The organism is Dendronalium phyllosphericum CENA369, from assembly GCF_016056275.1.
In the GTDB taxonomy this organism is placed as follows: domain Bacteria; phylum Cyanobacteriota; class Cyanobacteriia; order Cyanobacteriales; family Nostocaceae; genus Dendronalium; species Dendronalium phyllosphericum.
Window position 1 is genome coordinate 14,248 of sequence record NZ_JAECZA010000060.1, and the last position, 23,689, is coordinate 37,936.

The 23,689-nt window shown below is 41.6% G+C and carries 13 protein-coding genes; 4 read left to right on the forward strand and 9 right to left on the reverse strand.

Annotation, left to right across the window (positions count from 1 at the left end):
• Nucleotides 1–364 precede the first annotated feature (364 nt).
• The 4 genes from I8752_RS14455 to hetI all read left to right on the forward strand — a co-directional run bounded on the left by I8752_RS14455 (nt 365) and on the right by hetI (nt 3,915).
• Nucleotides 365–1,156: a hypothetical protein gene (locus I8752_RS14455; RefSeq protein WP_214433014.1), complete on the forward strand. Its 792-nt coding sequence runs from the start codon at nt 365–367 to the stop codon at nt 1,154–1,156.
• A gap of 110 nt (nt 1,157–1,266) precedes the next feature.
• Nucleotides 1,267–2,541, forward strand: coding sequence for a hypothetical protein (locus I8752_RS14460; protein ID WP_318780849.1), 1,275 nt, complete (start codon nt 1,267–1,269; stop codon nt 2,539–2,541).
• A 236-nt stretch (nt 2,542–2,777) separates the two neighbouring features.
• A complete protein-coding gene (locus I8752_RS14465; RefSeq protein ID WP_214433016.1) occupies nt 2,778–3,170 on the forward strand; it encodes a carboxymuconolactone decarboxylase family protein in 393 nt (130 codons plus the stop codon).
• 25 nt (nt 3,171–3,195) lie between these two features.
• Complete coding sequence (gene hetI / locus I8752_RS14470; protein WP_214433017.1) at nt 3,196–3,915, forward strand: 4'-phosphopantetheinyl transferase HetI; 720 nt, start codon at nt 3,196–3,198, stop codon at nt 3,913–3,915.
• Nucleotides 3,916–3,980: 65 nt separating this feature from the next.
• Here the strand turns inward: hetI and I8752_RS14475 are convergent, their stop codons facing one another.
• The 9 genes from I8752_RS14475 to I8752_RS14515 form a co-directional block, all read right to left on the reverse strand.
• Nucleotides 3,981–4,844: an SDR family NAD(P)-dependent oxidoreductase gene (locus I8752_RS14475; RefSeq protein ID WP_214433018.1), complete on the reverse strand. Its 864-nt coding sequence runs from the start codon at nt 4,842–4,844 to the stop codon at nt 3,981–3,983.
• Nucleotides 4,845–4,901: 57 nt separating this feature from the next.
• Nucleotides 4,902–6,770, reverse strand: a complete 1,869-nt coding sequence (locus I8752_RS14480; protein ID WP_214433019.1) for a TubC N-terminal docking domain-related protein — start codon at nt 6,768–6,770, stop codon at nt 4,902–4,904.
• A gap of 120 nt (nt 6,771–6,890) precedes the next feature.
• The gene (locus tag I8752_RS14485; RefSeq protein WP_214433020.1) at nt 6,891–7,184 is read right to left on the reverse strand and encodes an acyl carrier protein; all 294 of its coding nucleotides are present in this window, start codon (nt 7,182–7,184) and stop codon (nt 6,891–6,893) included.
• 286 nt (nt 7,185–7,470) lie between these two features.
• Complete coding sequence (locus tag I8752_RS14490) at nt 7,471–9,150, reverse strand: PfaD family polyunsaturated fatty acid/polyketide biosynthesis protein (protein ID WP_318780850.1); 1,680 nt, start codon at nt 9,148–9,150, stop codon at nt 7,471–7,473.
• Between the two features lie 102 nt (nt 9,151–9,252).
• Nucleotides 9,253–12,642 carry a PfaB family protein gene (locus I8752_RS14495; RefSeq protein ID WP_214433027.1) on the reverse strand — a complete coding sequence of 1,130 codons (3,390 nt, stop codon included), beginning with the start codon at nt 12,640–12,642 and terminating at the stop codon, nt 9,253–9,255.
• A gap of 140 nt (nt 12,643–12,782) precedes the next feature.
• Nucleotides 12,783–14,144, reverse strand: coding sequence for a beta-ketoacyl [acyl carrier protein] synthase domain-containing protein (locus tag I8752_RS14500; protein WP_214433021.1), 1,362 nt, complete (start codon nt 14,142–14,144; stop codon nt 12,783–12,785).
• 470 nt (nt 14,145–14,614) lie between these two features.
• Nucleotides 14,615–16,348 carry an SDR family NAD(P)-dependent oxidoreductase gene (locus I8752_RS14505; protein ID WP_214433022.1) on the reverse strand — a complete coding sequence of 578 codons (1,734 nt, stop codon included), beginning with the start codon at nt 16,346–16,348 and terminating at the stop codon, nt 14,615–14,617.
• A 432-nt stretch (nt 16,349–16,780) separates the two neighbouring features.
• Complete coding sequence (locus tag I8752_RS14510) at nt 16,781–22,294, reverse strand: type I polyketide synthase (RefSeq protein WP_214433023.1); 5,514 nt, start codon at nt 22,292–22,294, stop codon at nt 16,781–16,783.
• A 293-nt stretch (nt 22,295–22,587) separates the two neighbouring features.
• The gene (locus tag I8752_RS14515; protein WP_214433024.1) at nt 22,588–22,866 is read right to left on the reverse strand and encodes a hypothetical protein; all 279 of its coding nucleotides are present in this window, start codon (nt 22,864–22,866) and stop codon (nt 22,588–22,590) included.
• Nucleotides 22,867–23,689: the final 823 nt, after the last annotated feature.

Consider the following 23,689-nt stretch of genomic DNA (forward strand, 5'->3'; position numbering starts at 1 on the left):
ACTGTCTTGTAAAACATAATGCGAGTTTATACCATATTAAAAATTCATAAAATCTTCTTTTAGTAGTAGGTTTTAGTGTAATTACTGAGGAAACTCCAAAAATTGAATGTCCACTTTTATTTTATGATCTAAATAGAAACACTTATATAGAAAAAACAGATAGTAATTCTTGAATGAAATACATCCAAGAATACTGATAAAGTCAGAATTCAGCAATATTATCCCTCCTGTATCTTGGCTTCTGGAAGGTAATTGCTACAACTTTGAACAAAACAACCCACTGCTTTGTGATACCAAAGCAAGAGCGTATTGCCCATAATCGAAAGTCTCAGTATTTCTGAATAATACAAAACAAGGTTAAAAGATGGATATAGTTGTGTTCTCTAAAAAATTTGCTTTCCAAGTATTTATGTTGGCTGCTATGTCTGGTGTTGCTAGCGCCCAAGAGACTATAACTGTGCCTAAACCAGCAACACCACAGCAGCCTCTGATTGTGCCTAAACCAGCAACAACACAGCAGCCTCTGATTGTGCCTAAACCAACAACAATACCACAGCAAACCCCCACCGTGCCTCAATTACGAACAACTCAGAGGATTTGCTCTTTAGATGCCGTCGAGGATTTATTACCTCCTCCACAACAAGGTAAGCAAAATGATTCTGCGCTTTCTTACTTGGGTCAACAAGGTTTTATCCGCAATCAACAAGGTGCTTGGGTATGTTATGCCAACGATCCCAACAAAGAGGGGCGTTACTATACTGTTTTTAAAGTTCAAGAACTTGATGGCAAGCTCATAGGCAGTTCTTTCTTTAATGGTGGTACTCTCATTGATGGACAAGACAATCGCAGCGTAAATTTCTTTATGACGCTCGTCGAACGTCATATGAATGTCACTCCAGATAACCAGGAAAGTATACGTCGATATTTGGAAGCTTTTGTTTCCTTAGTCAAGCAAGGAAAAATACAACCCTCGCGTCGGGGATTTCTCTTTGACCAACCCAACCGTGCATTAGTTCTATACCATACGCTCCCGGCTGGAGAACTCAAGGGTACGGCAATTACAATTAATATCCAGTTGCCTAAGAATTTAAATTCTGACTCTACAAAGATGGGATTGCCATCCTCTCTAAGAAATTCTTTAAAACCCAACCAATAATTATGCCCGATTGTTAATTGCAAGTAGAAGCTGCTTGTGTCATTTGTGTGAGGTGTATCTTGTTGAAGTTAAATTTTAAAAGCATTGCTATTTTATTCTCATCTTTTGCAGTGGTACTTTCTGTATGCCAGTCAGCTTCTGCAAAACCAGTTGGGCTAGATATTGGTGGGCGAAATCGTATTCCACCAGGTCAAGAGCAAGAATTTCTGAGATATCAACTAGACCATAATAACGATCTGCGCCAGATACGAGTTATCCCTGAATGTAATGTGGGATTTGGTCTAAGCTGCAACAAAACTGGAACAATACTCGAACAAATAGTAAGGTCTAATGGCGGACCTAGTTACGATCAAATGTTAATGCGCGCCGCTGGCGGGCCGCAAAACTACCAAAATTTTACTGCGTTTTATGGTAATAGTTCTAAAGTTTATGACACGCCATACATATCATTCTGGCGAGAACAACAATCTGCTGGCTCAATTCTAGACAGTTCTCAATACGTTATTGGGCAGTCTGTGAGTCGCACTCCCGTAGCAGGTTTAGGAACTGTAACTAAGAAATTTGCTTGGTCGCCGTTAACAACAGGCGATAAACTCGATACCCGTAGTGGATTACTGGATTTAAAATATTCCTACGGGCGCGTCCTTTTGAATGAAGTAGCAAAAATTCCTAACACCGAACAGCAAATTCGCTCTTTAGATTTGCCGCCAGATATGACGCAATATTATTTAACTAACCTCTCTAGGGGGTTAAATGCGTTAAAAACTGGAAACGAGCAGGCACTTCAAGATAGCATTTTAAAAATCTTCTCTTTTCCATACTCTCCAGTCGCCGTAAGTGGTAGCGAGTACGGACGCGTACCAATTGCAGCTGCGGATCAGTTGGCACTCCAAGGAATACCTCTTTCAGGAGAAACTTTAAGCGTACAGCCAGTATTCTTAGCTCCAGTAGATATAGTCGCTGCCCCAGATGCTCCTGTGGCTTTAGAAGAACTCGTACCAGCAGCAGAAGGTGGCGGGTTTAATTTTCCAATTTTGCCAGTACTTGGAGGTCTGGGTCTTGTCGCATTACTCTTGGCTCTTGGAGGAGGAGATGATTCTTCCAGCCAAGCAAGTTCCCCAGGAAATACACCTGTGACTGATGTCCCGCCTCCTGTGACCAACGTCCCGCCTCCTACTCCCAACCCGCCACAGTGCATTCCTCCTGGTGGTAATGCTACTCCCGGTAACGGTCAAGTTATTGGAGTTCCTTGTGATACCAACGTTCCCCCACCACCAGAAGTAAAGAAGGTGATAGAACCGTCAACGCTCAAAGCGATATTGCTGCTAACTCTTGTAATGTTTATACTCAGTCGCAAATATCGGTCAGTGCAAATAAAAGGTTAAAGTGTGAATTGATATTGGGCTGCGATCGCTTTAACAAAAAATCCCTCAGTAGCTAGCTGAGGGACTTATAGTTTCCAATACTTTTTACATGAAATGTATCCCACAACAAAAGCATACCCGTCCTTTCCAAAAAAGGTGTGCCAAAGTGCCTATTTGTCAGAAGGCAGGAGGCAGAAGGCAGAAGGCAGAAGTATGGATTTTTAATTTTTAATTGATTTGTCCCTTTGAATAGAAGCATGACTAAGCTAATCGAATACGAAGAGGCCAGCGACGAAGTGCGCTCGATATATGACGACATTCGGGCTACGCGCCAGAATGACTACATTAACAACTTCTGGAAAGCCATAGCCAACCATCCCCCTACCCTGCAACGAACGTGGCAGGCGGTTAAGGAAGTAATGACCAGTCCCGGCGAACTTGACCCATTAATGCGCGAACTAATTTATATCGCTGTGAGCGTAACAAATAACTGCGAGTACTGCATCGCCTCGCACACAGCAGCAGCGCGTGCCAAAGGTATGAGTGATACCACGTTCGGGGAACTAATGGGAATAATCGCCACGGCAAACACAACCAATCGTCTCGCTAACGGCTATCAGATTCCTGTAGACGAGCGATTTAAAACGTAGGCTTAATTACGAATTACGAATTAGAATGACTGGTCTTAATCATACGTGGCTGCCAGCACCAGCAGATTTAACTTTATTGCCGGATGAGGTTCATGTCTGGCGAATTGACCTTGACCGACCAGAAAAGCAGTTACAAGATTTAGCAGCAACTCTTGCCAACGATGAATTTGCTCGTGCTAAACGATTTTATTTTGAGGAGCATCGGCAACGTTTTATCGCTGGTCGCGGTATCCTCCGCTGTATATTGGCTGGGTACTTGGGTATTGAGCCGCAAAAAGTAGAGTTTGATTATGAACCGCGTGGCAAACCAGTATTAGCAGAGACTTTGGCAACCAGTGGGTTATTGTTCAACTTGTCTCATTCCCAAGGGTTAGCATTGTGTGCTGTGAATTATACTCGCCAAATTGGTATAGACCTAGAATATATCCGCTCGATGTCTGATGTAGAAGCTCTTGCCGAAAGGTTCTTTTTACCTAGAGAATATGCTGTAGTGCGATCGCTCCCTATTGACAAAAAGCAAGAAGTATTCTTTCGCTACTGGACTTGTAAGGAAGCTTATTTAAAAGCAACTGGAGAAGGAATTGCTCAGTTAGAACAAGTTGAAATAGCACTAACTCCCACAGAACCGGCGAGGTTGGAGAGATATAAAAACTGGAGTCTTTTAGAGTTAGTCCCTGCTGACAATTATCTTGCTGCTGTTGCTGTAGCAGGTTTTGGCTGGCATCTAAAGTGCTGGCAGTATTGATTGAGACAGGGAACAGTGAAGTAACTGATAACTGACAACTGACAACTGACAACTAACAACTGACATTATTTATGATGCGTACTGATTTCCAAACGACGATTTGGAGTCCAATTTTCTGCTCGTCGTTTGTTTAATTTAGCCACGCCCAATAAGCGATAAATTCTATCGACAGAAGTGGGAGAAATTTGTCCGATAGCAAACATGAGTTTTGTCACGGCTTCCGTAATCAAATTTTCGTTGACAATTACCTCTGCTTTGTTGTGCTTAATAGCTTTGATAACAGCATTCACCACTCTCATGGGTGTAGAAGTACCAGCTAAAGCGGGTGCAGGTATGTGGCTATCAGCAGTCATGCCAGTTTCAGAAACATATCCCGGACAAATTGATGAAAAATAGATGCCAGTACCCGCCAATTCCTGACGCATAGCATCAGTCCACATAATTAAACCTGCTTTACTAGCAGAATAAATGCTGTTGTAAGCAACGCCTTTTTTACCAGCCAAAGAAGCAATATTGATAATGCGACCGCTACCTCGTTCCTCCATACTGGGTAGTAATAAACGAGTTAATTCCATCGCAGATAAGAGATTAGTTGTTAATACAGCTTGAATTTCTTCTCTTGAATAATCTGCAAAAGCTCGATGAATTTCTATGCCAGCATTGTTAATTAAAATATCAACTGGAGCAACAAATTCTTGAATGTGTTGGACTAAAACTGGCAATTCTGTCAAGTTTTGCATATCAAAGGGAATACTAATTCCTTGACCACCCAAAGCTTTGATTTCTTCGCATGTTACATCTAGCTTTGATTTGGAACGAGAAATGCAGACTATAGTTGCCTGTTCTCTTGCTAGTGCGCGCGCCAGATATACACCCAGACCGCGTGAGGCTCCGGTCAAAAGTACTGTCTTCCCTTTGAGAGTTGTCATTCTAATTCACTGGTATTTTGATAAAGTGCAAACTGAACTTTGTGCGCCTTTAAGTTATTAGTGAGCGGTTGACTGTCCTTTGAGAGAAGCAAAATGTTTGCCACCTAACTCAATTGCTGATTGTTCGCAACCTGCTTTCAATCTTGTTAAGAGATATTCCAAATCAGGAGTGATGATATTTGTACCGTGATCTGGTTCTATCAAGCAGGCTAAGTTAATATCTGTGCCGTATTGATTTACCAAATTATAAACACCTAAAAAGTTGAACACGCCTGATTCATAAGTGCCACAAGGTACAGAAGGATTGTCAACTCCCATAACATATTCATGCCCCTGCAACCACTCAACTGCTGGGTATCCGTGGAAATGGATCATCGGCATTCCATTGCTAATTAAGTTGGGTGCATAAAGAGATGCAGATAATGCGATCGCCAGCATGACATAGACATCATAAGAAGGTTTGATATCCGCTGTTTTTGGGTCAATTCCTTCTGGTACATCTAAGAATAATTTATCCGTTAAACCAATTCTTAAGATGTCACTTTCTAGTTGTAAGTTAGTTTTATTTGAACCAGAACGAGCGCTACAAATCCAAATATCGGGAATCTGTTTAAATTTATATTCTGCTCCTATTTTGGTTTTTAAATACCGTCTGCCGATGGGATTTTGCCGGACTTCATCACTGTTAAATCCAGTAACAGGAATTAAGCTTTGCCACTCACTTTCGGGTATTTCAATTTCACCAATGTACTTTGGGGGTTCTGCATAAGCGACAAAACCATAAGAAACACCTGTTCTACCATTGACGATTACATTCACAATATCTCTATGCGATCGCCTTTTAATCACTTCACTCAGCTTGGAACCTGGAGGGAAGAGGTTTGTATCTGCTAGCTGAGTACTCAAGCTGACTAACTTTTGGGCATAACTTGATAACTCTGGATTGTAGTTACCTAATTTAAATTTGCTTAAAGGCAGCGGTAATATGGGAACATAAACTTTAGGAATTAGAGATTTTAAGACAAATCTATCTATTTCATCTATTGAAAATACTGAATCAGACAGATTCATGTTTAAAATGGAAAATTGTGATTGAGAAACTCCAATTACAATCTCCGAAAAGGTTCTAACCAAGGTATTCAAACCCATTTTGATTTTCTGTTGATAAGGAGTTTGGAAATTCACAAACTCCTTATCTATATCTGTGAGAACGATTACTTGAGTGTTTGTAGGGTCTTCAATAAATTTAGCAGCACAATCTTCAGCCCAACCAATTAAACTCCCAATTCTCGAAACTGATATTTTTTGATCTTTCAAAACAAAGCGCGAATACAATTGATATAACTTCTCGGCTGCAAACGTTTCAGCACGGCTTCTGATTGTCGGTGGTCTATCAACATCAATTACAGCATTAATTCCAGTTTTTACTACTCTGGTTTTGATGCTTTTTTTGATGTTAGTAAATGGTATATTAATTTCATAGCGAAACTCTGTGGTAGCTTGTTGCCAAGGTGTAACGTTCACTCCATATTCTTGCAACTTCTGTTCTAGTTCGGCTCTAAATTTGAGAATTTCTGTATTTTTGTATCCCTTCGGCAAAGGTCTAAAAGTGATACTCAACCTTTGAGCCATGAGTTTGGGATCTATAATCGGTTCCTTACACTCTAAGCTTAATTGATCGCCAGTTTCTCCTATTAAACGACCAATGGTTTGTAAACTTAAACCTTGTGGTAATGGTATTGTAGGAGTAATGTTGGTGTTACGTTCTCGTAAAAATTCCAGAATTTCTGGCTTACGTGCAGTTAGTTCTGCTTGGATATCTGGTGTTAATACTCCTTTAGGAGAACGGATATTTAATTTTTCATTTTCAACCCAAATTTTTACGCCTTTTTGGTTGAGAGTTGCTAAAATTTCGGATGCATTCATAGTAATTTCCAAATTATTTTAAGACTGTTATTCAAATTATTTGAATACCCAACAAAACATAAAAAATTCTTCCTCACTCCCTTGCACAGACGCGACTCATCACATCTCTACTGCCTATTTTTAAATTTCAAAAACTTCGGACTCGTCAGCTTGAGATTCTTCGGCTAAACGTTGGGAAAGTAATTCGATAGTCGGATAATGCCACAGTAGTAAGGGAGATAACTGAAATCCCAAAAATTTCCCTGCTTTGGCTGCTAGAAGCATTCCCTGTGCTGAATCTAAACCGTAACTGTCGAGTGGTGCTTGAATGTCAATTTCTGCTGCATCGACTCCTAGTAATTCAGCTAAATGAGATGTTAGCCAAGCTTTAATTTCTTCTGCTGTATAAGTAGGAATCCGATTAGATGAACTCATGTGCAATCCTTGAAGATAGGGTTAGCTCAATTGAAAAAATAATCTTAAAAACCGAGTTTATTTTGGTAATGTATTCCTAAATAAAATATCAAAAATTACATTCTCATATTCTCTGTGCCTCTGCGCCTCTGCGTGCAATTTCATGAATCATTTAGGAATGCAAGATAGCAGCCTATCTGAGTTGTGAAAAATAATTTTTTAATCGAACCACAGAGACACGGAGAACACACAGAGAGATAATAAGTGATTTAGGAATGTTAGAATTACTCCACTCGGTTTCTAACGGTTAAATCACGCCAGATAAATTAGTAGAATGCTCTGGGCGATACTGACTGTAGTATTCAGTAATTTGCACTCCTTGCATTTTTAAATTTTGGATACGGTATAAAAATGCTGCTCCTGTCATGATGTGATAAGCAACATCAACAACTCGCCGATTATTTGGTTCAGCTAGATAAGAACCTCTTACCCAGTCATTGAAGCTACCCATTGCTGGGCCACACCAAATCTGATAATCGACTTCTCTACCTTTTTCACCAGAACTAGACCAACGGGAAGATAATCCTAAGTACCAGCGAAAAATTAGTGCCATTTTCAACTTGGGATTATTGACAGCTTTACCCAGTTTTTCCGGATTTTTTTGCGATAGATAAGCTGCTGTTCCTTCCCATACTTCAGCGATAGTTCTGCGGAAAATTTGTTTTTCTAGTTTCTCTTTTTCCGCAAGCGGAATTTCTTCAATTGAGTCATATGTTCTGTATAATTCATACAATTTTTGCGCCCTCATGGGAAATAAAGTTCCGCGTTTGAGAACTTGCAGTTTTACTCCCATTTCAAACATGTCAGCTGCTGGAGCCATCATCACATCAGCCATTTCTGCTTGCGCTAATAGTTGCTTAGTATGTTCGCAAGCACCTGATTCAATGCAAGATTGATTAATCGAGCCAGTCATGACATAAGCAGCACCCATCATAAAGGCTGCTAAGGCTGATTGTGGTGTAGCAATTCCGCCTGCTACTCCGATTCTTATAGGTTGTTCGTAATGATATTGTGCTTGAATTTCATCGCGTAAGGCAATAATTGAAGGCAACAAACAAACTAGGGGACGATTATCTGTATGACCGCCAGAATCAGCCTCTACGGTGATATCATCAGCCATCGGAACTTTAGCTGCAAGTTTTGCTTGTAACTGAGTAATTAATCCTTGCTCAAGAAGTTCTTTAATAATTCTAGCTGGTGCTGGTTGGAGAAATTTACTAGCTACTTCTCGACGAGAAATTTTAGCTATGACTTTGTTTTTGATTTCAATTTGATTGGCATCATTTAAACTTAATCCCGCAACGCGGTAGTAAACAATGTTGGGAGTTAAGTCTAGAAATGCTGAAGCTTCTACAGTTCTTACTTGATGTTTGAGGTATAATTCTACAGCACGGCGTTCAATTGCAAGTTCGTTAGGACTATGAATTAAATTAAAAGCATAGGGGCCGTGAGGTAAGGCTTGTTGAATGCGATTAATTGCTGATTCTAAACGTTCTGGAGGTAAACCACCTGCACCAAAGGAACTTAAAATTTTCTCTTGACCAAGGGCAATAACCATTTCTTCAGAAGCAATTCCACCAGCCATTGCGCCAGTCACATAGGCATATTTTACGCCATGAAAGGAGAGGAAATTCGGGTCGCCTAACTGTTGAATACAGATTGGTGCAATGGACGCTAGTAGTTCTAATTGTACCGTTGTTCCATTCTCAACAGGATATAAATAACCTTCGTTTGTTACACCGATTTTTCCTGCAACTTTTAAGATATAACAAGGTTTATCTAAGACTTTTAATTTTTCCTTAATGGCTGTCTGCTCAAAAGATATACTATCTAAAGACCCTTTCCAAACCATGTTTTGATTGTAGGTATAGGCAGAAAAGCCAAGACCGTTATCATGTTTACTGAGCAGCGCATCTACAGTGGTCACAGTAGCTATTCCTCAAAGTATAAGCAATGGTTTCTAAAGGATGGAGGTGGAGGAGAAAGGATGAAGTTTAAAATTTGAGCCTTCATCCTTTGTACTTAATTACTAGAATTCTTCATTCAATAAGTTCTCAGCACAAGCTAGTTGTAGTTGAATGATTTCGCTCATTTGTTTGCTAAAATCTTGTCTAGCTCGTAAAAAGGCAGTATGGGATTTTGTTATCCGAGAATTGTTAGCAGTCAATGTTTGATACTGAGACTGCTTGGAATCAAATATGTTAATAGCGTTGTCAACTTCGTTATTTTTAACAAATGAAGACGAAATAGTTTGAGAAATTGCCTGTTGACTAGTAGTTGACTCAGAAAATTGTAGTTGTTCTTGAGTTGCAAAACCGTGTTCAATGATAGTTTTCATCTGGACTTCTGCTGGCTTAGTTTTAGCTGGGGAAATGTTCTGGAAATGGCTGTCAGGTTTAGCAACTTTCTGAGCAGATTTCAGAGAATTTATCAGTTGGGCATCACTGGATAATGGTATGTTTTGATGCAAATTGTGGGAGCGATCGCGTCTATATTTATCCGCAATATTTTGGAAAAATTTGCGATTTTCTTCACTCAAGATTGTGGCGGTAATTGAGTCGCCTCCTAAGGTTACAGTTCTCAGAGTTGGTTTATTTTGGTTGCTAGTTGCTGCAACAGAACTGTAGAGTGGGGCTATATTTATAGCAACTCGATGGCTGACCAGTTTTGCTAACGCTTTGACAATCGAAGTATGGTCATCCATACCTCTACGATTGAGGGATACTGTAATGTGTTCTTTGTCTTCTAAAATCTTATCGATCCAGCGAGAACAAACGCTACCAGCACCAGCTTCAATAAATATTCTGGCTCCGTCGTTGTAAACACGGTCAACTAATTTGGGAAAATCAAGTTGTTGGGAAAGTCCGGTGGCAATACTGCGAGCAATTTCCCCATTCTCAAGTTTGATAGGTTGATATTCAGCCGCAGAATAAAATACAACACCGGGAATAATTTGCGATGGCAAAGTGTTTAATTTCACCAATTCATCGTACTCCGATCGCATGGCTTCATTATGAATCACATGGTCGAAGGGAGCAGGAAAAGCGTTGCAACCTAAAGCTCTAATGATTCGCTGACAAGCTGCTGGTTCGCCGGCAATTAATACTTCTTCATCAGTATTAATCTGAGTTAAATAAACGCGCGGTTCATTTTCTAAACATTCTCTGACCTGTGATGGAGAGGCCATGAGAACATAGTTACTCCAAAGATTATTATCTGGAGTTGAGGAATTTTTTGGTAATCCCCAATACTCACGCACGGCATTTTTCGGCCCGGATAATCTATCGCCAAATAAAGCTGAAGAGTTAAAGCTGCTACTGCCTTGATAAAAATTGCTCCAAACTCCTTGGGCAACCATCATACTGGTTTCACCCAAGCTATACCCAAACACATATTTGGGTTGAATTTGAAAATCATCACGAATAATTGTGGTGATTAATCTGGTAAAAAACATTTCGGCTTCAAACATTGCTAAAGAATCACTTAGCAATCGTTTTTCTAGCGTTTCCAGATGTCTGGTTGACAATTTATTCAAGCTTCTGGGGAAAACTAGCCTTTCCACATCAGCTACACGTTGGTAAATACTTTTCACCATTGAGTCTTCGTAGACTCTGGGGAATAAGTGAAATAAATTACGACCGATACCAACGTATGAATTAACCGCTGCTGGATAAACATAGGCAATCTCACCTTTTTTACCCAATGGGTTAGCAGTAAAGTAACTACCTGCGGGTGTTAACCAGTCTGTCCCTTTATCAAAAGCGCTATTGACACCTTTACGGGCAGATTCGATTTCTCTGAGTAATTCTTTTTTGTTGCGTCCGGTTATTGCTAAAGCGTACTGGGCTTGTGATTGTTGTGTAAAAGTGGCAAAAGCTTGGCTTGCAGCAACTGATAAACAAGAACTTTTATCGATGCTTTGTTGGAGATTATCCAAAGCCTCTAAAAATTGCGCGCGTTGGTCGGCTGCTAGGGGGAACAGATAAAAAGGCATTTGTTCCAGATAGCTGCTGCTGTATTTTTGTTGGTCGGGTTCTTCCGACAAGATTAAATGGGCGTAAGTCCCATCACATCCAATACTATTCACCGCCGCAATTCGCCGTGTAGAGTCTTTAGCAAGAAACCAAGGTCTTGATTCCGTAGCTACATAAAAAGGACTACCTTCCCATACTTGTGGTGCTTTCACACCAGACCAGTTAGGCGTGGCGGGAATGTACTTGTGATAGAGACACAAAGCAGTTTTGATTAAACTGGCAATTCCAGAAGCTACTTGAGTATGACCGATATTAGCTTTGACGCTACCGATAGCACAGTGCAAACCATTCCCTACCGCAGGATAAGCTTGTACTAAGCCAGCAATTTCTGCTTCATCTTCGTGGAGAACGCCACTACCACAAACTTCTACATACTTAACTTCGGCTGGTTGAATACCTGCTTGCTGAAAAGCTTCCTGACAAACTTGAGTAACCGTTGCTGCATCAGCACAGTTAGAGTAGACTTGCCCAAAAGTTAGAGCATCAACCACCGCATAGATGCGATCGCCATCTTCTTTGGCAGTATCATAACGCTTGAGTACAATTGCGCCAGCACCTTCACCAACTATCCAACCATTGGCTTTTTGGTCGTAACTCAAAGTATTAGCACCAGTGTTAATTGTTGCTAACTGATTTCGCAACAACACACTTTCCACCCCACCAGCTAAATCTACAGCCCCAACGACAACTGCATCTGCTTCCCCAGAAAGCAGTAGCATTTGCGCCACTTCCAACGCCTTGAAAGCCGAGGTTTCCATCCCTGTGATGGTAAACGAAGGCCCGGTAAAATTCCACAATGAAGAAACCCGACTCGCCATAATGTTGGCGATGTAACTCAGATATTCACCAATATCTACTTGATGGTGGACGCTATCTTTGACAATGGTTTCCAGTTGGGCAATTTGTTCTGGCGGTAAAGTAATTTCCGCAGCGTTTAAGCCGTCTTTAATCTGCCAAGACAAATCCCAGCGTTGCTGTAGCTGGTGGACAGATAACTCTGTCTCAGCCGCAATAATTACCGCAACATTGCCGCCTTCGGTAATTTTCGCATCTTTGAGGGCGCGATCGGCAACCTTTAATAGTAACAGTTGTTGCGGGTTAAGTTTTTCTACTTCATTGGGCGGGATTTTGTAACCGAGAGTATCAATGTCAAAATCTGTAATGTATGCCCCTATCGGTGCTTTTCCCTCTACTAAACCGTACTCTTGGAGTAAGTCTTTTTGTTCATCTATGCCATGCCATCTTTTCGGTGGTAAAGGGATAAAATGCTGTTTGCCATCATAAATACTACGTTCAAAAGCATCTAATCCATTGCATTCACCAAACAAGGCATCCATGCCCACAATGGCAATCTTGCCCATGCTATTACTTTCTTGTTCCAACATCATCATTTAAAGTGTGAGGGGTGAAATATGAAGTGTGAAGATAGAACTTACGCAGTAACTCTCTAAAACTCTTCTTTGTGTCCTTTGCGTTCTTTGCGGTTTATTTATTTCAAAATTTTACGAAGTGTAAATTACAAAATTCATCCTTCAGCCTTCGTTTGTTCAATAATTAGATGAGAATTAGTCCCACCAAAACCAAAAGCACTTAAAGCTGCATGTTTAGTTGTTGCATTCGGCCAAGGCGTTGGAGTTTGCACAATCTTCTTCGCAGAAATGACATTATTTTCCGAACCGAGAGGTTCATTCACATTAATAGTTGGTGGAATCACATCACTAGACATACTCAGAATTGTCTTAGCCAAACTAACCATACCCGCAGCAACTAACAAGTGACCAACATTAGCCTTAGTAGAACCAATTAAAGGAGATGCTTCGTGTTGACCAAAAAAGGTTTCTATCGAATTGAATTCAGTAGTATCTCCCAATAAAGTACCAGTAGCGTGACACTCCATATAATCAATAGCCTTCGGACTCAGTTGTGCCTCTTTGTAGGCTCGTTCAAAAGCTAGTGTTTGCCCTTTAGAATTAGGGCTAAGAAAATGCTTACCCTTGCCATCATTAGAAAGCCCATTACCGCAAATGGTGGCTAAAATTTTATCGCCATCTCTGACAGCATCGCTATATCGTTTCAGCACCACCATCCCAATGCCTTCCGATGTAATTAATCCTCGTGATGCCTTATCTAGAGGACAGCTAATACCGTTTTCTGGATACCCTTGAATCCCAGAAAAGAACATGCGTAAAAATAGCGGATCGGAACAACTGATTGCACCAGCAAGCATCAAATCAGCTTTACCAGTCCAGAGGTAATGAGATGCCAATTTAATAGCATAAAAAGATGAAGAGCAAGCTGCATCTATACAAAAATGATTACTAGATAAAGACAGAGCTTGAGCAACTAACGCCGCCGGAAAACCACAAACCATAGCATTGTATGTTGATGCTTTAGTTGTTGTTGGTAAAGCTGATAAATGAAAATCTTTATCTTGTAAAAGTTCTGCGATCGCAGGCTCAATAGTTTGCCGATAAATTGGCGCAACTAATTGATTTGATAGCTTTGTCGGTAAAGATAAAGCTCCTAAAATTACGCCACATTTGGAAAGTACATTTCTGTTTCCCCAATAACCACTCTGCACAATTGCTTGCTTGGCAGTATAAAGCGACCATTTAAAGGTGTTGTCTAAGCTATTTAGAAATTCTGCTGGTAGATTATATTCGCTAGCATCAAATTTAAAGTTGCGAATAAATCCTCCCCGGAGGTAGTAAATCGTTTCTGGTTTGCCTTTAACTGGGTCGTAAAATATTGCGGGATCTACGCCCATTTCTTCAACAGTAACAGCTGATGTCGAATCTTTTGCTTCAGCAAGATTCTGCCAAAATTGCTCAGGATTGTTAGCATCAGGAAAGAGGCATGATAATCCAATGATGGCTATTTTTTCCACTACTGATTCCTCGTTGGGGTATTTGGTGACAGGGCAATTTTTCAGGGCAGCCAGAAGAATTTACGCTCCCTAGATGCGATGGTATTTACACAGTTCCCCAAACTTGAAAGGATTTATAACAAGATTAAATGTTTACTGTTGACTGTTGACTGTTAAGTATTTGTCTTACTGCAATAATACCTAATTTTTCGTTTTACGCAGAGAGCAGAAAGGAGTAAGACAGTAAATACAATATTAGCTTACTATAGCAATCCTAAATCATTGGTGAATTTTTGACACTTTTCTTTTCTCGTTGTGTCTTCTACGTTTCACCAAAGTTCAGCAACGGCTCTGCTGCTTAGATTATTTGTTGTAATTTGCTAAAAAACAACTTCAATAGGATTGCTATAGCTAAATACTCAAAAGTAATTAAGCTGTTACAAATCAAAGTTGTACATTCACTTAATTAAACAGTCATCAGTCAACAACCACTACTTACGCTTGTGTAAGTTCATAGGTGCAATTACAGCTTTAGCTCCTAAGATGCGTGAGTAGATTTTTCCCTCAGCATCATGGAGGTAAAAATTAGCAGTTACACCAGTTGCTGTTTTACCTTCGACTTCGCAAGAAACATAAAATGGTGCGTTACAAGGCACAGTTCTAAACTGTTCAGAATGCGTTAATTGCCCCGGCAAACAAACTTCTTGATGAAAATGATTTAACCAAATCCATAAGGCTTGTGTACTCAAGTCTGTTGTGTAGGGATTATGCCATTGTACGGGGAATTGTCCTTGTTGTTGGGGTGTGATTTCTTTCCAAAAACATTCGATAGTAATTTTTGCTGGACTAATATTTAAGACTCTGACAATTTTCTGAAAAGCTGGGCCATGAAACAATGATGAATCGCCGTTTTGATAAAAGTCTGTGCCAGAAGTCGTGATAATGTTATCTTCTGTGAGATTTACGGCTTCATAAATCGGAGCCTCTGGCATCTGTCGCACCAGTTTGATTTGTGCTTTGTAGTGAAAATGAGTTTTACCCGCAGGATTCTTGCTTAAGATTGTAGTTTCAAATTCAACAAAATCAGACTCAGTTTTAGCAAGCTCTTGTATTTCTAGAATATGTTCGCTAGGGGAGTTTTCACTGAAGGTAATTCCCTTCAAAACTTTGAAATCTTTACAACGCAAATATGTGTAACCTGGATAAAGTTCTTCACAAGCATTAATCATCCAGGACATGGCACAGGTAGCTGGTAATACCGGAGTACCAGCCAGCGTATGATCGTGGAGAAAAGGATTGGTTTCCACTGTCATCCGGCGACGGATACGATAGCTTCGCAGTTCTGCATCTACAGGTGCGGGTGGTCGAATGCTAGGACTGCCAATCACAACTTGTGTGGTTGCATGATGAGTGGGATGTAATTCGTTGACAAGCATTTGTGTCCCAGCTTCTACCGGAATAATATCAATTCCGCGTTCGGCAAAAGCTTTTTTGAGTTCTGGTGTCACCATGCCACTATCCCAACCTCCCCAGTTAATCGCAACTACGTGACATTGAGGATGATGTTGCTTAATTAAATGGGCTGATTTGTTGAGGATTTCATTAGCGATCGCATAATCTGATTGTCCGATATTACCGTAAAAGCCGCTGACGGAGGAGAACAATACTAAATGCTCAAGTTGCTTGGGATCGATACAAGTTAATAGATTCTCCAACCCTTGAACTTTAGCAGTATAAACTTTTTCAAAATCTTGGTCAGTTTTCTTTTCTATTAATTTATCGGCTAAATTTCCCGCACCGTGAATAATACCTGTGATTGTTCCTGTGCTTGCAACGGCAGAAGCTAATTTGTTTTGTAAATCTGCAACATCTGTAACATCAACGCTGATATATTCTGCCTTTGCCCCTGTTTGTTGAATTGCTGCTAAGGTATTTTTAATTTCTCGGCTAGAAGCAATTTTGTTATATATCTTTTGTACGCTCATGGGTGTAGGCTTCTCTCCTTGAGAAAGCAGATTTTCCATGATGCGTTTTTTTAATGCCGCTTCTTCAAAACAATCTCGGACAAAATCTGGCTCGGTTTCTAAGATTTCCGAACGACCGAGGAGGATGAATGTACAAGGTTGGTGTTGTGCCATTTTGATAGCACATTCAGCCGTAATTCCTTTAGCACCACCACTGACGAGGAAGACAGATGAAGGACGAACCTGGGTTTGTGCGGTCATACTATTTAAGATTTGAAATTTTGGATTTGGGCGTTAAAGCTCATGCAGAGGAGGACACTTGCGCGAGCGGCTTTCTTGAGCAAAGTGTCCGTCACGCACCAGACGCAAAAAGAGGAAGATAGAGGTTTTGTATTCTACTCTCTTGTTATCTTCTTCCTTCGCGCTCTACTCTGTGGGAAGCCGCTTGTGCGTCTACGCGTCCTTTGCGGTTCGTTAAAAAATTTAGGTAATCTAGCAGCAAGACCGGAGTAATGCCTAGATTTGAAAGGGGGAAACTCAGGTAGAGGCGGAAGCTCCGGTAGTGGGGGAAGCTCCGGTAGCGACGGAAGATCGGGCACAGTCGGAGGCTCCGGGGGAAGTTCGGGTAGCGGAGGAAACACAGGTATAGGGTTCAATTCAGGTAAAGGTTCTTCCATGAATTTCCCCTGTCCCCTACTTCTTGAAGGAAGTATTGAGGGTGACGCGTCCCTGAGAACCGTAGGCGACTTCACTAATGTAGAGATTAGGGTCATGAAGTTCGGCAATAATGTGTTGGGCTGATTGCTGGGCATCCAAAGTGGGGCTTAAATCAATGGCGCGAGCAAACACTTTGGGCCATTCCCATCTCAGCGTTTTGACTAATCCGAATAAACCAGCAGCGATCGCTCCAAAGTTGGTGTTATGCTCAAACCCAAAGGCTCCATCTAATCGAGTCACGGTGAGGAAACAACTACGTCCATAACCTGCTGCTTCGTTGAGGGATTTCTTTAGGTGTTTGGCCATGAAGAAAACGTGCTTAACTATCGCCTTGTCCTGTTCGAGATAGGAAATTGTGCTGGTGTGACTCGTCTGGAAGGCTGGATGAATGTGGATCAGCGCCCCAATCGTGCCGAAGTTAGTCGCGATCGCTGATAATTTGTGTTGGAGAAGTTCTTCACTCATATCTGCTAGGGTGATGCGATTAACTCCGGCTGGTAAAGGCGATTGTTGCGAGACGAGCGATTGGGGAAAGCTTAAAACCACTACTTTCCAACCGCGTTCGATTAAGGATTGAGCTACTTGGGAGGTGGTGAGGGAGCCATCATCGATAATTAAACTGATGTGTCCCTCTGGTAACGCGAAATCTAAACTATCCGGCGGTGGCAGAAATTTGAGTTTGGCTGGACGGCGAGTAACGTTACCGATTATCTGGACTGGCTGGAAGTCAAACTCAGGCTGAGACTTTTTTTTTTCACCTCCAACTAACTGCTGGAGATAATCAACTATTTGACCAATGGTGCGGAGTTCTCCTAGTTCTTCAATATTTGGCTTGGGTAGGTTGGGGTACATTTCCTGCATCGTCCCTAAGATTTCTACCCGTTTGATGGAGTCAATCCCTAAGTCAGCCTCCATATCCATATCTAGTTCCAGCATCTCTACTGGGTAGCCAGTTTTCTCGCTGGTGATGGCTAAGAGAGTTTGACCTAAGTCTGCATACTCATTGGTAGTTGTTTCCTCAATTTCAGTCTCTGCGCTCGCTGGGCTAACAACTGGATCGGGTGTAGTAACTACCGTTACCGTTGCTGGAGCTACAATCGTTGTTTGTGATGTCTGTTGTACTTCGTTAATGGCGATTTCTACAGAGACACTTCTAGAAGCGTGGGATTGCAGATATTCGACAACTTGACCGATGGTGCGGAGTTCTGCAAGTTCTTCTAAGTTTGGCTTGGGTAAGTCAGGATACATCTCCTGCAATGCTCCCAGGATTTCCACTCGTTTAATAGAGTCAATCCCTAAGTCAGCCTCCATATCCATGTCTAGTTCCAGCATCTCCACTGGGTAGCCAGTTTTCTCACTAGTGATGGCTAACAAGTTTTTATCTAAGTCAGAGACATCAACACTAGGTATAGATATAGGTGCAGTAATTGTCAGTGCCGGTTCCGTACCAGATTCAACAGCGGTCGGCGTACTGATTTGGACAATAACCTCAGACTGAGTTTCGATCGCTGGGATAGGAGCGGGAACAGATGCCTCTACTACAGGCTCAGGGGCAGGCTCAGGCTGGATTTCCCAAATAGAGGCAGCGGGGGTTACAGGTGCTTCAGTAACCTTTGAGCCATTATTCGCTACTGGCTGTTGTACGGGTTCCGGCTGGGTTTCGACTATCTGAGTCGTAGGGGGTACAGGTGCGTCAGTAACGGGTGTGGCGATAGTGAAAGGTACGTGGCGATCGCTTACGCCATTAGATAATATCTCGGTTGGTTGAGTAGTTACGTCTTCAGAAAGTAACTGCGAATACTCTTGTTGGATTAGTTGGAAAAAGTTTCTTGCGTATTCTATCTGCTCTTGGAGATATTGCTCGTGGATGCGTAGAGTTTCGCCTTGTTGGGCGTGAAACTGCGTCATGCTACGCTCGACACTTTCCATCACAACTTGCCTCAGTTGTGCGGTTTCTGTGGAAGATTTAGTGTTAGCAAACAAAGCATGTTGCTGTTGCATCAGTTGGAAAAACGTTTTCGTGTATTCCACCTGATGGTTGAGGTAAGTCCCGTGGGCTTGTAAATTCTCAGCTTGGTTTTGCTGAAACTTTGTCAAAAGGTACTCTAAACTTTCTAGCACCCGTTGGAAATTTTGAGATTTTTCCGGTGTTGGTTGCATCTTCGCTTCCTGGGCTAGTTGAGGTGAAAGGGTCGCAGGATTCATTTGGGGTAGGGGGGATGAGGGAGATGAGGAAGACGCGGAGAGGGGGAGACGCAGGGACGCGGGGAATTTATCATCAACACTCACCGTGTCACCGCGTCCCCATGTCCCCGTGTCCTCTTCTCGCCCGTTTCTAGATGCGGAGGAATTAGTATTATTTGAAAATTCGGGGATGGGTGTAACGCGTCCGTTACTTTCTTTTACTGGTGGAGTGGGAACCACTGTTTGAGAAAATTCAGGAGTGGAATTGTTGGATGGAGCAGCAGGTAAACTAACTTTATGTCCATCCTCTAAAGCTTGAGCAAAGGCGTTTTTGGTTTTTTCTGAGCGGTAATTAATGCCGTTTAAACGTACATTCAAGGCTTTCTTTGGCTCAGTTGCGGGAAGTGTAGGCGGTACTTGGTACGGATCGAGGTTTTTCAAAGGCAAACCAAGGACGCGTAACTGTACGGCTGCTTCTCGCAAAGAGCGATCGCTGTTCTTTTGGGTACTAGGGTTCAAGGCAATTGTGATGTGGGGGCGATCGCCAAGGGTATCTTTCACTAAGTTGGAAAGAATTCGTCTCGGCCCAAATTCCACAAAGCAAGTACCGCCAGCTGCATAGATATTTTCAATTTCCTGCTTGAACAGCACCGAGCTGGATAAGTGGCTTTCAAAGATTTTTTGAATATTTTGGGGTTCTTTGGGATACGGCTTGCCAGTAACGTTGCTGAAAACGGGGATTTTGGGAGTTTGAAAGCCAACAGATTTAGTCGCGATCGCAAAGGATTTTTGAGCGAAGGCAATCAGCGATGTATGGAAAGCTGCTGATACAGGTAACAAGACAGCCGCGCATCCTTGTTCTTGCAATGTCTGTTTGACTTTAGCGATTTCTGCGGTTGGCCCGGCGACAACAAATTGCGTTGGAGAGTTAAAGTTAGCAATGGATACCTGCGGATAATGCCTCAGTACTGCTTGTACTTTGCTGATATCTTCTTTCACAGCCAACATACTGCCCGCATCGCGATCGGGGTCTTCTGGGCCTGCCATCGCTTGACCTCTGGCTTTCACCAGAAACAAGTAATCTTGGTCGCTCAAAACACCTGCTGCCCACAAAGCTGTTAGTTCCCCAAAGCTATGTCCGGCGACGAAATCTGACTTAAACCCAGCTTGTTGCAATATGGAATACATTCCGGCACTCAACACGCCAATTGCCGGTTGAGCGTATTCTGTGCGTTGCAAAGCAGCAACTTGAGCATTTTTTTCTGCTTCTTCAAACACCGGACGAGGGAAAACAATTTCTGATAGCGGCTGCAAATTATCTTTGATTAACAAGCTATCCATGTAGCCATGTAAACGCCGCATTAGGGGGAAATTCATCACCAATTCCCGACCCATCTCCAAGTATTGCGAACCTTGCCCGGAGAATAAAGCTACAACTTTTCCGCCCAATTCCATACCAGTGGAACGATAGAAAATCCCTTGGGGATGATCCCAGGATGCTGCTGACCTCTTGTGTTTCAGCCAGTCGATACTAATTTGCATCAACTTGCAAGCTTCTTGCACATTCTCAGCGACAAACCCAACTCTGGCTGCAATTATCGGAATTTCTGCTGATTGGCACTCCTGGACTAATTGGGCATAATGCCTTTCGCCGTCATTCGATTGCAAGTTGTTTAAAATGTCTTCGCATTTACCCAAAAGTTGCGCGGGGTTGGGAGCAAACAGTACTACTTCACGCGGACTATTGTGTAAGCGATAGGGACGGTTTTGTTCGCTTTCGTGTTCTTCCAAAACGACGTGATAATTTGTACCACCGAAGCCAAAAGAACTTACCCCAGCACGTCTTGGCGCTTCACCTTCGGCACGAATCCAAGGTCTAGTTTCGGTATTTAAATAGAATGCCGAATTTTCAATGTTGAGTTTGGGGTTCGGCTCGGTAATGTTGATTGTGGCTGGTAAGATTTTGTGATGCAGTGCCAAAGCAGTTTTGATTAGACTTGCCGCACCCGCAGCCGCTTTTGTATGCCCGATTTGCGATTTGACGCTACCTAAAGCGATGTGCTGTCTTTTGGAGTCGTGTTCGCCAAAAAAGTCTCTTAAAGAACCGAATTCTGTCGGGTCGCCAGCCATTGTGCCAGTACCGTGCGCTTCCATCAATCCAACGGTAGCGGGAGAAAAACCAGCATCATCATACGCACGCCGCAAGGCTGTTACTTGCCCTTCTTTACGAGGTGCATAAATACTCTTGTAGCGTCCATCGCTAGAAGTTCCAATCCCTTTGATGACGGCATAGATTTTGTCGTTGTCGCGTTCGGCATCTTCGAGGCGCTTGAGGACAATCATGCCGATGCCTTCACCCAGCATCATCCCATCAGACTTAGCATCGAAGGGTTTGACGTTCTCACTAGGCGAAACCGCTGGGGTTTTGCTGAAGGATATGTAAGCCATGATGGTGTTGTCGGTATCCACACCACCAGTCAGCATCATGTCAGAACGATGTTCTATCAGTTCGCTGATTGCCATTTTTAAAGCGCCGAAGGAACTAGCGCAAGCAGCATCAACTACACAATTCATGCCGCCAAAGTTCAAGCGATTGGCAATTCTACCAGCAACTACGTTCGCCAACATTCCGGGGAAAGCATTCTCATCCCACTTCACGTAAGCGCTTTTGATTTTATCAACGATTTTTTTGGTATCTTCGTCAGACAAACCGCTGCTTTTAAGAGCTTTTTCCCAAATCGGATATTCTAAGCGCGCCGAAAGTGGCATTCCCAATTGCTTGGCCATTGCCACACCCAAAACTACCCCCACAGTCTCGCGATTAAATTCATGAGATTCGCCATAACCAGCATCTTCCATTGCTTCTTTTGCAACTACTAAACTCAATAGTTGCGATACATCTGTTACTTCCAAGATGCTGGGAGGAATGCCAAATTCCATTGGGTTGAAATCAACCTCTGGGATAAACCCACCTCTTTTACAGTAGGTTTTATCTTCAGGAGTTCTAGGGTTTGGATCGTAGTAATCTTTGACGCTCCAATGTGTATCAGGCACATCGGTAATACAGTCAATTTTATTAACTATATTTTGCCAATATTCTCGTAAATTTCTCGCTTTGGGAAATAGAGAAGCCATGCCCACAATGGCTATAGGATTTTGTTGTAATTGTCTATTAATTTTGTTAATTGAGATTGGCTTTTCTGATTTCATTTTTTTTCCCTCTATAACCTTAATCAAATCCTTTTCACAATTGTTAATTTGGGCTTCTAACTCTGCCAAGGCAGTATCAATTGAATTAGCAGACATAGGACATAGACTGTTATTGAGTACTGTGGATGGTGAAGCGACAGTAATACCATTTGGGATTTGAGATTTTAAGTCGCATCTTTGGTGCCCTGTCAGCACAACTGAGACAACTTTTTAGTAGTCCGCGATCGCCATCTTTTTCCAATTGGTATAAATTCTGTTGCTTACCAAAAATGAGTTATCTCTTCTTTTCAGCAGCTAGATATCCTATCTGCTAAGGCTAAATGCTTTTCTTCAAACAAACACCACACAACAAGGATTAAAGATGAAGGATAAATTTTATACTTCATGCTTCAAACAGCGCTCGACTCTTGATATTGTGGCAGTAGGTCGATGACGTTGTTGAAACTGGTAAAATAGTCTTGGAGTGCGTTAGCTGCTTGACCAGTAAATTCAATCCATTCGTAATGGCAAATATCTTGAGCAATTGTATCCCACTGGAACAATGAAAACTTAGGAGTAGCTATTAGGACAGAAACGCTTTTTTCTCCCAAACTAGTTTGAGTATCTAGCTTAACAGCAACAACGTAGCTGGTGTTAATGACAACGTTCTGTATCTTGATAAATGCCATAGCCAGTTTCAGCGTCCAGGATAATATAGTTTATGGAATTTGACCAAGAAGAGTTGACAAGTTCGTTACAGAAAAAACATCTCATTTACTCCGAATTCATGCAATTTTCTGAAACAATACTTGACTACTTGTGAGGTGATGCTAATGCGATTTGGGTTAGTTTTTGTTTTTTACGTTCAATCAAATAACTAATTTTCCTTACCGCTTTGAAACGTTTGAATTAATAAAAAGACTAGCATACTTTATAGAAACTAAATCATTCCTTTAAATTAATTTCAGAAAAATGCTAGCTGTTTGCTGATGCAAATCTTGAATTAAAAATAGTAAACAAGTATATTTTTTGACGAAAATATAACCTTGATACTTGACTTAATAACACCTGCAACATGATTTTTTTGACCATCTGGAAGACTTTACAAAGGTGTTGGCACTAAAATAGGCATTTAATAAATACATAAATCTGAAAGCATGACTATCAGTATTTATTTTTCAGCAGAACATCATAATTAGACAATGATTTTTGATGAACTTTAAATATAAATCAATTCCTAGAGAGAATTAGTTATTTATAAAGCAAATATTAATTTTTAGAATAGTGCGTCATAAACAACATACAAATGATTTGTAATGAATCACAAAAATGACAATAACCTAAATTATTATCTGACAAGCAAGTTACAGATTTAGAACCAACTTTATGAATCAAAAACTAAATATAAATACTCAGAAAAAGTAGGAAACAGAAGCATAGATTCTTCATTTTTAATTGATTTTTCTTCCTCATCCCCCTCGTCCCCGCATCCCCGCGTCCCTCCCCTCTCCG